We start from the raw sequence: 10,947 nt of genomic DNA on the forward strand, positions 1-10,947 counted from the left end.
TATTTCCGCGGCATTTCGCGCGCGCGAACGCGCGGAGATGCCGCGGAACGAAAATTCCCTCCTACACCATCCAGGTCGAAATTTCTGTTGATTTTCGCGGCGGATCGCGATGAGCATCCGTCATTCGCGCCGTGGCGACGCTGCTAAGGTCTTTGCAACATGGCTACCAACGCAATCGACGTTAAGAAGTACAGCCCGTACCGGTTTTCGATCGAGCAGTACTACCGCATGGCCGAAGTCGGCTTGCTCGCGCCGGATGCGCGGACGGAGCTGATCGAAGGAGAGATTTGCGATATGCCTCCGATAGGAAGTCGGCACGCGGCCACGGTCTCATGGATGCATCGGCAACTGCTGAAGGCCGTCGGCGATCGGGCTCTGGTGTTCGAACAGTCTCCGCTGCGGCTGAGCCGCCATTCGGAACCGCAGTCCGATCTCATGTTGCTTCGTCCGCGTCGCGATCATTACAGCGAGGCTCACCCGACCGCGCGCGATGCGTTGCTGGTGATCGAGGTGTGCGACAGCAGCTGGCTCTACGATCGGGAGGTCAAGATGCCTTTGTATGCTGCTTACGGCGTGCGAGAAGCCTGGCTGGTGGATATCGGCGTAAAGACGCTCAACTGCTTCGGCGCCCCGCATGGGGGCGCCTTCGTCGAACAAACGTCGATGCAAATTCCAGGATCGTTAGCCGTGCCGTCGCTGGATGTGCATGTCAATCTGGCGCGGCTTTTCAGCTTCGCCGACTATTCCGTCTCGTAGCGCACTTCGACGAACAGCGTGCGGCCGCGGCCAGGAAAATAACGATAGTTGCCGAAGGCGAAGTCGGCGCGGTCGGCGTACGCGCGGTCGGTGACATTGTTGAGACGAACGAGGGCACGCCAGTTGTCGGTGGCTTGCCAGCTGACGCGCACGTTCAGCAGGTCGTGGCCGCCGTACTCGTTCGAATTGGAGGCGTCGACGAAGTATTTGCCCACCGATACCCATTCCAATTCCGCTGCCGCCGACGGCAGGAAGCTCCAATTCAAGCGGGCGGTGTTGATGTGACGAGGCGCGGTGTCGACGTCGCGGCCGGCGACAATGGTTTCGCCTTGCTCGATCACACGGTCGAAGTCGTAAGTGTGCTCCGCATACGTGCCGGCGAGCGCCACTGACAGCGTCTCGAGCGGCGCCCACGAGAACTCATATTCGACGCCATCGTGCTCGGTGCGGCCGTCGCTGACATTGAAGCCGTTCGAGTCGCGGAAGATCACGTTGTCCTTGTCCATCGTGAACGCGGCGAGCGAATAGCTGAGCGGGCCGAAGAAGCCGCGAGCGCCGAGCTCGATGCTGTCGAGACGTTCCGCATCGAGATCCGCGATCGACTGCTGACGCTGCAATCGATACAGCTCGCTGGTGTCCGGCGCACGATAGCCGCGAGTGGCGGTGAGATACAAAGTGTGGTCGTCGGCGATCTCGTAGCTGAGCCCCAGCTTGGAAGTCACGTTGCTGAAATCGTCGCTGCGATCCGCCGGACGATTGTATAAGCAGCCGCCGGCGCCGCAGGTCGTGCCATCCTCACGGGTGTTGCCGGCGATCATGCGGTTGTCATATTCGTAATCGACGTATTCGTAGCGCACGCCGCCGATCGCCTTCCAACGCTGCGCGAACGGTTGCTCGACCTGTCCATAAACCGCAGCAACCCGGCTGTCCACTCGATAGTCGTAATGTTTGCCAGCGGGACGAATGGCATTCGCGGCGGGCGCGCCATCCGTCGCCGGTCCGGGCTGGGTTTCTTTCAGGAAGCCCTGCGCGAACTCGACATCGACGCCGGTCAGAAACCGTGTGTTGTTGAACGCGGTGAAATCGAGCGCTGTCAGCACGCCGACCGACTCCTGGCCGTTCTCCTCGAGAGGTTTGCCGATGAGAAAGTGCTGCAGGAAATCCATCCGCGAGTATCGAGCATACGGACGCACGGCGAGTTGCATGGTGTCGTTCAGCGGCTGCTCGTAGCGGCCCGTGAGCCTCACGGCATAGGCGTCGCGATACGCTTCCGGATTGGGATTCGACTTCGCGATGGCTTCGTTGCGATACGCGTTGAAGCCTTGAATGAAGCCTGCCGTTTCCTGGTTCAGATTGGTCGCGGCCAGATCCAATCCCATCTGTGCCTCGCCACGCCGATGCGTGAGCCCGACATTCAGCTTCTGTTCTTCGAGGCCCGAGCTGTCGCGCCAGCCGCCATCGTGCGAGGCGACCACGACACCGCCGATATCGGTCGCATCGCTCTTGTGACTCAAGCCGAGTTTGCCGCGGTAGTACTCATCCGGGCCGCCTTCGAGCGCGAGGCTGCGTGCTGGCATGTCGCCAGGCTGAGCGGAAATCACATTGATCGCGCCGTGCATCGCGCCGGAACCGTAGATCACTCCCGCCGGTCCGCGCAGCACTTCGATCGAGCTGGCCTGCTCGCTGTTGACCTCGAACAACTCGTTCACATTGCAGAAGCCGGTGGGACGGATCGGCACGCTGTTCTCGAGAAACAAAAACGTGCCGCACGAGCCGGGGCCGCTGAGCACGGGCGAGCGGATCGCGGTCAGGCTTTCCTCGCCGCTATTGCGCTGGATCATCGTGCCGGGCGCGCGATTCATGATCTCGCTGTGATGAGTCGAGCCGACGACGGTCACGTCGTTGCCTTTCACGAGCGAGATGCTGCCGGCGAAGTCGCGCAGTTGTTCCGCTTCGCGTGTGCCGGTCACGACGACTTCTTCCACGCGGCCGCTGGTACGGTCGGCCGCCTGAAGGGTGGAAATAAACAGCGCCGAGCAACCCAGCAGGGCGGTGGAACCGAAGCGCGAAGCACGCATGATGATGAACCTGTTCATTGAATCGTCAGCGCGCCGGCGGCAGTGCGAAGGCGATCAAGTAGTCGCCCTGTTTGGTTTTCAGCCCGCCATGTCCGCCGGCGGCAATCACTACATATTGGCGCCCGCCGCTCTCGTAGCTCATGGGCGTTGCCTGGCCACCCGCGGGTAGACGGCCTTTCCACAGCTCACGACCCGTCTCGATATCGAACGCGCGCAGGTAATTGTCCGTGGCCGCGCCGATAAAGACCAGACCGCCCGCGGTCACCAGCGGCCCGCCCATGTTCGGCATGCCAATGGTCCGGGACGGCACGAACCAGGGCGTGCTGTCGCGAGTCGAGCCGAGCACCACCTGCCAGAGGATGGCATTGCGCCGCAGGTCGACCGCGGCCAGCGATCCCCAGGGCGGGGCCGTGCATGGCAGCCCGAGCGGCGACGCCAACAGTTCACGACGCATGCCGTATGGCGTGCCCGCCTGCTGTGCGAACTCCGAGTCCGGATAATTCCCGGACTCGCGCATAGGTTTCAGTTGCTCGCGTGGGACCAGCGTCGCGACCATGGGAACGTGATTGACGGCAGCCAGGATCAGTTGCCGCTCGGGATCGAACGCCAGGCTGCCCCAGTTCACGCCGCCGACGAAGCTGGGCGACAGAATGGTTCCTTGCAGGCTGGGCGGGGTAAACAACCCTTCCGAGCGATATTTGCCGATCAGGTCGCGGCACTTGGCGCGATCGATCACGGTCAGGCCCCACGCGTCCTGCGGCGTGATGGCCGCATGCGAGACCAACGCCGGTGTCGCGGCGAATGGCTGGGTCGGCGAAGCAACTTCACCGGGCACGGTCGACGCAGGCACCGGTCGCTCGACGATCTCGAACACCGGCTCGCCGGTCTCGCGATCGAACACGAACAGCATGCCCGTCTTGGTGGCCTGCACGACCGCGGGAATGGCTTTACCCTCGCGCTCGAAATCGATGAGCATGGGCTGGGCGGCGAGATCGTAATCCCACAGGTCGTGATGAATGAGCTGGCGATGCCAGACCCGTTCGCCGGTGTCGGCGCGCAACGCCACCAATGAGTTTGCGTAATTGTTCAGGCCGGGCCGTTCGCCACCGTAAAAATCCGGGCTCGCCGAACCGGTCGGCACGAAGATCAAACCGCGGCCCGCATCGACCGAAATCATCGACCAGGCATTCGCGGCGCCGGTGCGTCGAGCGGATTCTTCGGTCCAGCCGTGTGTCGTCGCTTCTGCGGGCGTAACCGGAATCGGATCCCACGACCAGCGTTGCACACCGGTGCGGGCGTCGAAGGCGCGCACGATGCCTCGTTCCAGCTCGACGCCGCGATTGTCACCAATCGCCGAGCCTGTGACGATCAAGTCGCGATAAACGGCTGGCGGCGATGTGACTAGATATTGACCGCGTTCAGTCGGCCTCGCGCCGGCGGCGAGATCGACGCTGCCACTGTTGCCGAAATCGCTGCAAGGCGCGCCGTTGCGGGCATCGAGCGCGATCAGTCGCGCGTCCAATGTGCCGATAAAAATACGTTGCGAGCAGCGTGCATTGGCGTCGGCCGATTCATCGCTCCACCACGCAACGCCCCGAGAGGTCGCCTCGGCGTAATGCAGGTGGCGCGGAATTTTAGGATCGTGACGCCAGCGAAACTTGCCAGTGGCGGCGTCGAGTGCGATCACGATGTCGGTCGGCGTGCTCACATACAGCGTGTCGCCGACCAGGATGGGCGTCGCTTCGAACGACAGTTTCCCGGCGCGCAGAAAGCCGACGCCGAGCTCGCCGGTGCGATAGGTCCATGCGATTTCCAGCTGATCGACATTGCCTGGCGTGATTTGCCTGGACGCCCCGTAACGCGTGCCACCGGCATCGCCGCCGTAAAACTGCCATTGCGCATCGTCGTCGTTGAGCCGCCGATGCGGAGGCGCGGCCACTGCCTGACTGGCCACGAGGCCGCCCAACATGACGACGAGGGGGGCGATCGGAGCGATCCAGAGCAGCGTGGCCGGACGGCGACAGGCGAATGTCATGCAAAAAGCCTAGCGAGCAAGGTTCGGCGTCACAAGCTCTGTCCTATAATTTCGACGATGAAGGCCCATCTCGCATGCCGCGCGCGGCGCTTCCCTGCGTCGTCGATCGCGATGCTCATCGCGCTGGTCCTCGGCGCAGCGTTGATATCGCCAGTGCTGGCGGCAGCCGCGGAGCAGTCACGACCGCGTGTCGGTCTAGTGCTAAGTGGCGGCGGCGCGCGTGGAGCGGCGCATGTCGGCGTGCTCAAAGTAATCGACGAGATGCGCATTCCCATCGATGCGATCGCCGGCACCAGCATGGGCGCGGTGGTCGGTGGGTTGTACGCGTCGGGCATGCCGGTCGCCGACATTGAAAAACTGCTGCGCTCGGTGAATTGGGAAGACGCGTTCAAGGACCGCCCGCCGCGTGAAGAGCTGGGTTTCCGGCGCAAGCAGGACGATCGTGAATTCCTGGTGCGTTATGCGCTCGGCGTGACCGACAAAGGTTTCGTCTTGCCGCGCGGCCTGGTTCAAGGCCAGAAGCTCGAGCAGGTGCTGCGAGGCGCGTCGCTGCCGGTGGCCGCGATTCAGAGCTTCGATCGGTTGCCCATTCCATTTCGTGCAGTGGCCACGGATCTGGAGACGGGCGAGCCGGTGATTCTGGACTCCGGCGACCTGGTAACGGCGATGCGCGCCAGCATGTCTGCGCCCGGTGTGTTCGCGCCGGTCGAACGCGACGGCAAGTTGCTGGTCGATGGCGGGCTCACCGAAAACCTGCCGGTCGAAATTGCGCGGGCGATGAAGGTCGACGTGCTGATCGTCGTCGATGTGAGCTTCCCGTTGTATGCCGCCGAAGATCTGACGTCGCCCATCGAAATCACCAACCAGGCGTTCGCGATTCTGATTCGGGGACGGACCCGTGAGCAGCGAGCTTTGCTCGGGCCGAACGATATTGTGATCGAGCCGCCGCTCGGCCGGTTCCCTTCGGCGGATTTCAGCCGCGTTACGCAGGCATTGGGCGCCGGCGAGACCGGGGCGCGCGATCAAACCGCGTCGTTACAAAAGCTCGCGCTGAGTCCGGATGAGTATTTGAGCTATCTGGCCACTCGCAATCCGCGTGACGCCAGCTTGCCGACGGTCGAGTTCGTTCGCGCCGATCCGCGCTCGATGGAATACGACCCGCTGGTGAAAGCGACCATGAGCAATCTGGTCGGCAAGGCCATCGATGCGGATCGCGTGCGCGGCCAGTTGTCTTCGCTGTATGCGTTGGATCGCTTCGAGTCCATCGATTACAACCTGATCGAAGAGAACGGTCGCGCCGGGCTCGAGTTCGACCTGAAGCGCAAGAGCTGGGGGCCGAACTACATGCGCTTCGGCTTGAACCTGGAAGATAATTTCGAGGGCACCAGCCGCTACAACGCGGCGGTACGCTTCATCGCCACCGAGCTCAATCCGCTCGGCGCCGAATGGTTGACCGACATCCAGATCGGCGACAACCCCAAGCTGTTCACCGAGCTGTATCAACCGCTGTCGCTGGCGAGCCGCTACTTCATTGCGCCGAGCATCGATTTCGAGGAGCGCAGTGTCTTCCAGTTGGGCGGAGATCGTCAGGACCTGTTGGCGGAGTATCGGGTGCGGACGCTGCAAGGCGGCCTGGACGTGGGACGCGAGATATCGAACTGGGGCGAAGTCCGGTTCGGCATGCGACGAGGCACGGGGCGAGCGCGTGTGCTGATCGGCGACCCGACGTTGCCGGTCGATGAATTCGACCGCGGCGGTTATTTCGCGCGCTTCTCGTACGATCGGCTCGACAGCATTTTCTTCCCGCGCCATGGCCAGCAGTTCGAGTTCCAGTGGCGCGGCGAGCGCGAAAGCATCGGTTCGGAAGAGAACCTGAATGCGTTCGAGACCTCGTGGCTGGTGGCGCGCTCGTTCGATCGCCACACGCTGATCTTCTGGCTGGAAGGGGGCACCACCGCCGATGCGGAGCTGGCGCGGCCGGAGAATTTTTACTCGCTGGGCGGCTTCTTGAACCTGTCCGGGCTGCCGCCGGGCTATCTGGCCGGTCCGCACTATGGGATCGGCCGGCTCATTTATCAGCGGCGCGTGGGGCGGGGTGGCGCGGGCGTGCTCGACTTCCCGGCCTATGCCGGCCTGTCGTTCGAGATGGGCAACACCTGGCTGGATAGCAGCGACGCGAGCTTCGGGGATCTGCGCAAGAACTTCAGCGTGTTCTTCGGCATCGATTCGCCGCTCGGGCCCGTTTACCTGGCAACGGGCTACGATGCCGAGGAGTCGGAGAAGGCGTTCTACCTGTTCCTCGGCCGGACTTTCTAGCGGCGGATTCCATGGTCGAAAGCGGCCGAGGCCCTTTCGACACGCCCATCAAAAGGCGTGACTTTTGCTGGGCTACCGGTCGACCTTCTCGAACTCCAGGGTCGGGCGGTCGCCCGGGCGGAAGTACACGTAGCGGCCGCTCATTTCCTTGAGCATGCGGTCGCGCTCTTCGCGCGTTGCGTACCAGTGTTCGCGCGTCCAGTCCCCGCCAACCAGGTTCTTGAACGGATCGGTGGAGCGCAATTTGACACGAATGCCGAACTGGCAGTCGCGCGGCAGGGGGCGCGCAAGGTTGTGTTCGTGAGCGATGGGCATGGGCCGGATGGAGTCTGTTGATTTGGACAAGTTCTAAGCGGGCGCGATTTTACCCGGTCGGCCCTCGACTCCACCAGCCGCATTCGCCCCGACGCCGTCGCAGATTCTTTTTCGCAAGGTGTCTCCTTCGCGCAGTCTCACTCGTCTTTAAGCCAGGCCCGTTCAAAAGCGGGTGCGATGCGGTGAAAGTCGTGGCGCACCTGCAACTTTTGACGGCGACAGTTATCAACTCATCCTGTCCATCGATATCTGATCGTGCGCGACGCTGTCTCATTCATTGCGTAATTCATCTCCGGCCTGACCGAAGTCTGGGGACCACTGCAACCTTTCGCCGCATGCCGCAATCAGATCATCGTAAAGCGCTTGTAGCCGGCGCGAAATGGCGCGGAAATGGTAACAACTCAGCCGATTTCCAGGATGTGTCAGCTTTTAGGGTGGAGTTGCGGCGTGTGCCGTGAGGGCGACGGCGGGATTCCAGTGAGGCCGGTGTTGCGGCCGGTGTTGACTGCTAAGCAACGGGGAGGGGTAACGGGATGATTCTCCGTCGAACCCATGAGATGGTGAGTGGTGATCTGAGTGCGGCGTTGGCGCGACAGCCCAGCTCCGAGAATACCGTGGTGAGCCTGCACACGCAGGTCGCCGATTACACGATGGATGGCGAACGCTTCGCGCTGTTGAGCGCATGGGGCGGGCGGCAGGAAGTCACGCTGGACAACCGGCGTATCGCAGTCGACGACGACACCTGGTTGCCGATCCCCTCTGGACCGGCCGCGGTGCGCATTCGCGGCGCCGAGCCCGTGAATGTGTTGACCGTGTTGTTCCGCAAGGGCATGCCGGAGGAAGTGCTCGGCGCCATGCTCACGCCGGATGACCGGCTGCTGGACGAGGGTGAAGTGCAGGCGTCGGCGACGCTGCCTTTCATTCCCCACCTGCAGACCCACGACCGGGGCGTGACGCCGGTGCTGCTGTTCATTCGTCGTCACTGCGAGATGGGCTTGAACGATCCGCTGTGGTTCGAAGAACAGTTCGCGTTCCTGCTCGAGCGCATGCTGGCTCGGCATCGCGACGTGTTGCAGCGGGCGCGGGGCGTGCCGGTGCGTCGCGCGGCCACGCGTCGCGAGATCCTGCGACGGGTGTCGCTGGCGACCGATTTCATTCACTCCAACTTCGACAAGCCGTTGATGCTGGGTGACATGGCTCGCGCCGCGTTCCTGTCGCGCCATCACTTCCTGCGGCTGTTCAAGCACATCCACGACGTGACGCCGCACGAGTACTTGCAGCGTAAGCGCACGACGGTGGCTGGACGCTTGTTGCGTGGAAGCGAGATGGCAGTGGAAGACATCGTGAAGGTGGTCGGCTTCGACTCCCGCTCGACGTTGTTCCGCGCTCTGCGGCGCTTCCATGGCGTGACACCGCGTGAATGCCGTCGCGCCGCCGACTCGCTGACTTTCATGGGTGGCATGGGGGCAGCAGCGGCGTGATTCAGACTGCTTGAAGCTCCAGCAGGCGTGCCCTGCTGGAGCTTTTTCTTTTTGCGCGCCTGTTACTCGATGACTTGAACGATGATCTTGCCGCGCGCCCGGCCCGTCTCACTCAGTTCCAGCGCCTGAGCTGCTTGCGCCAGCGGAAACGTCGCTTCTACTTGCATCTTCAACGCGCCGTTGTCGAACAGTTGCCCGAGCTTCGTTAGTTCTTCGCCGGGCTGCTCATTCGTGGCGGTGCTCGGAGTCGGGCAGCGAAGCTTCCGTTCACTGCATGCCTGCGCCGGCGGTATGCCGACGATCGTTAGCAGCGTGCCGCCTTCACGCAGCACTGCAGGCGAGCGCTGCAATGTGTCTCCTCCGACCGTGTCGAGCACTACGTCCACGTTCTTCACGACGTCTTCAAAGCGAGTGGTGCGGTAGTCGATCACTTCGTCCGCGCCGATCGATTTCAAATATTCGTGATTGCGAGCGGACGCGGTCGCAATCACATGCGCCCCACGCCAGTGAGCCAGTTGCACGGCCGTGCTGCCCACGCCACCCGCGCCGCCGTGGATTAGAACGCGTTGACCTTTCTTGATGTCGCCGTTAGTAATGAGTGTGCGCCACGCGGCGAGCGATGCTGTCGGAATGCCAGCTGCTTCTTCAAACGTGAGTTTCGCCGGCTTGCGTGCAACGTTCTCTGCCGGAGCGATCACATATTCGGCAAGCGTGCCGCCGTCCGTCACAGCCACCACAGTGTCGCCTACTTTCCAGCGAGTGACGCCCGAGCCGACCGCGTCGATGGTTCCCGCCACATCGCGGCCCGGGATGTAGGGTAGTTTGACACCATAGTTTCGCTGCAACTTGCCGGTACGAATCTTCCAGTCGATGGGATTGACGGCCGCGGCATGCACTCGGATCCGGACTTCGCCGCTCGCTGGCGTGGGCGTCGCTACTTCGTCGAGTTTGAGGACTTCCGACCCGCCGTAGCCGGTCATGAGCAGCGCTCGCATTTCTGCAGGCGGCGTATCGGCGGACGCGAGCGGCGCGCACAGCAATACAAATAAACTAAGCACAAAGGTCAGTTGCATGATGGCGTTTGTTTCCTATAGGCGGAGGCGATCGTGGGACTTCAGCGTGTTCGTAGCTACGCGCTCATCTCCGACTGCGGATCGAATCGGGTTACGCCAGCGGCTGAGACGAAACGTTGGCTTGGCGCGACGAATGCCGTCAGGCACGCCGCAATGGTCGTCATAACATGCCGGTCATCTGCAGGCCGATCGCTCAATCAAGACATTCATATACGTGAGGAGAGCTTCCATGTTCCGAGCTGCCGTCGCAATGACTTTGTTCGCCGCCACTGCTGCCCATTCTGCCGACGCCCAATGGCCGGTCGTAATCCCGGCGCCCCATGGCGCCGTGGTCCTGTCATCTGCCCTCGAGAAGGAAGGCTACGACGAATATCGATACGCGGCAGTCCGTCGCGTCGATGACATGCTTTATCTGTCAGGCGTCGTCATGGGGCCGCGCGAGAAAGAAGGCACGGACGTCGCGGCCTTCAAGGATCAAGTGCGACGTGGATTCGAGCGGATCAAGGCGAACCTCGCCGCCTCGGGCGCCAGCTTTGCCGACGTGGTCATGGTCAACAGCTTCCATGTCTGGGACAGCCCCAACTTCACCGGTACGCGCGATCAGCATTGGGATGCGTTCTACGAAGTCGCAGCCGACTACATCAAAGCGCCGTATCCCGCATGGACGGCGGTCGGCACGAACGGTCTGCTGGCCAGGCGCGGCCTGGTCGAGGTGCAGATGATCGCGCGACTTCCGGCTTCCAAAAATCAGTAACCACTCCGGGCGGTTGCGGGAGTCGAGGTGCGTCGATCGAGCGCGCCGGGCCGGCTTGTTTTGGCCGCGCCCGGCCGCATCTATACCGCTCCCCGAATCCCATGCAACATAGCGTCCTTCCGCTGCCCCGAGGTGCGTA

The 10,947-nt window shown here is 62.7% G+C and carries 8 protein-coding genes; 4 read left to right on the forward strand and 4 right to left on the reverse strand.

Going from position 1 to position 10,947, the window contains the following annotated elements; all coding sequences use genetic code 11:
* Positions 1–159 precede the first annotated feature (159 nt).
* Complete coding sequence (locus tag GYH35_RS25965; protein WP_161829918.1) at positions 160–756, forward strand: Uma2 family endonuclease; 597 nt, start codon at positions 160–162, stop codon at positions 754–756.
* Here the strand turns inward: GYH35_RS25965 and GYH35_RS25970 are convergent.
* Together GYH35_RS25970 and GYH35_RS25975 are read right to left on the reverse strand one after the other, a co-directional pair.
* Entirely contained in the window at positions 741–2,852 is a 2,112-nt protein-coding gene (locus GYH35_RS25970; protein ID WP_161813144.1) for a TonB-dependent receptor, read from the reverse strand. The two genes, GYH35_RS25965 and GYH35_RS25970, sit on opposite strands and share 16 nt — an antisense overlap.
* Positions 2,853–2,859: 7 nt before the next feature.
* The gene (locus tag GYH35_RS25975; RefSeq protein ID WP_161829919.1) at positions 2,860–4,869 is read right to left on the reverse strand and encodes a pyrroloquinoline quinone-dependent dehydrogenase; all 2,010 of its coding nucleotides are present in this window, start codon (positions 4,867–4,869) and stop codon (positions 2,860–2,862) included.
* A gap of 57 nt (positions 4,870–4,926) precedes the next feature.
* On the opposite strand from GYH35_RS25975, the gene GYH35_RS25980 reads away from it, so the two are divergent.
* The gene (locus tag GYH35_RS25980) at positions 4,927–7,185 is read left to right on the forward strand and encodes a patatin-like phospholipase family protein (RefSeq protein ID WP_161829920.1); all 2,259 of its coding nucleotides are present in this window, start codon (positions 4,927–4,929) and stop codon (positions 7,183–7,185) included.
* Between the two features lie 72 nt (positions 7,186–7,257).
* Here the strand turns inward: GYH35_RS25980 and GYH35_RS25985 are convergent, their stop codons facing one another.
* Entirely contained in the window at positions 7,258–7,500 is a 243-nt protein-coding gene (locus GYH35_RS25985; RefSeq protein WP_129642351.1) for a hypothetical protein, read from the reverse strand.
* Between the two features lie 533 nt (positions 7,501–8,033).
* On the opposite strand from GYH35_RS25985, the gene GYH35_RS25990 reads away from it, so the two are divergent.
* A complete protein-coding gene (locus GYH35_RS25990; RefSeq protein WP_161813147.1) occupies positions 8,034–8,981 on the forward strand; it encodes a helix-turn-helix domain-containing protein in 948 nt (315 codons plus the stop codon).
* A 62-nt stretch (positions 8,982–9,043) separates the two neighbouring features.
* On the opposite strand, the gene GYH35_RS25995 is transcribed toward GYH35_RS25990, so the two are convergent.
* Complete coding sequence (locus GYH35_RS25995) at positions 9,044–10,054, reverse strand: NADP-dependent oxidoreductase (protein WP_161829921.1); 1,011 nt, start codon at positions 10,052–10,054, stop codon at positions 9,044–9,046.
* 229 nt (positions 10,055–10,283) lie between these two features.
* On the opposite strand from GYH35_RS25995, the gene GYH35_RS26000 reads away from it, so the two are divergent.
* Positions 10,284–10,808 (forward strand): Rid family hydrolase, encoded by a 525-nt coding sequence (locus GYH35_RS26000; protein ID WP_202624704.1) that lies wholly within the window; start codon positions 10,284–10,286, stop codon positions 10,806–10,808.
* Positions 10,809–10,947 lie beyond the last annotated feature (139 nt).

This window comes from Steroidobacter agaridevorans (assembly GCF_009932555.1).
In the GTDB taxonomy this organism is placed as follows: Bacteria; Pseudomonadota; Gammaproteobacteria; order Steroidobacterales; family Steroidobacteraceae; genus Steroidobacter; species Steroidobacter agaridevorans.

Coding starts and splice junctions, on each gene's coding strand:
- GYH35_RS25965 (WP_161829918.1), top strand. CDS start 160: ATGGCTACCAACGCAATCGACGTTAAGAAGTACAGCCCGTACCGGTTT.
- GYH35_RS25970 (WP_161813144.1), bottom strand. CDS start 2,852: ATGAACAGGTTCATCATCATGCGTGCTTCGCGCTTCGGTTCCACCGCC.
- GYH35_RS25975 (WP_161829919.1), bottom strand. CDS start 4,869: ATGACATTCGCCTGTCGCCGTCCGGCCACGCTGCTCTGGATCGCTCCG.
- GYH35_RS25980 (WP_161829920.1), top strand. CDS start 4,927: ATGAAGGCCCATCTCGCATGCCGCGCGCGGCGCTTCCCTGCGTCGTCG.
- GYH35_RS25985 (WP_129642351.1), bottom strand. CDS start 7,500: ATGCCCATCGCTCACGAACACAACCTTGCGCGCCCCCTGCCGCGCGAC.
- GYH35_RS25990 (WP_161813147.1), top strand. CDS start 8,034: ATGATTCTCCGTCGAACCCATGAGATGGTGAGTGGTGATCTGAGTGCG.
- GYH35_RS25995 (WP_161829921.1), bottom strand. CDS start 10,054: ATGCAACTGACCTTTGTGCTTAGTTTATTTGTATTGCTGTGCGCGCCG.
- GYH35_RS26000 (WP_202624704.1), top strand. CDS start 10,284: ATGTTCCGAGCTGCCGTCGCAATGACTTTGTTCGCCGCCACTGCTGCC.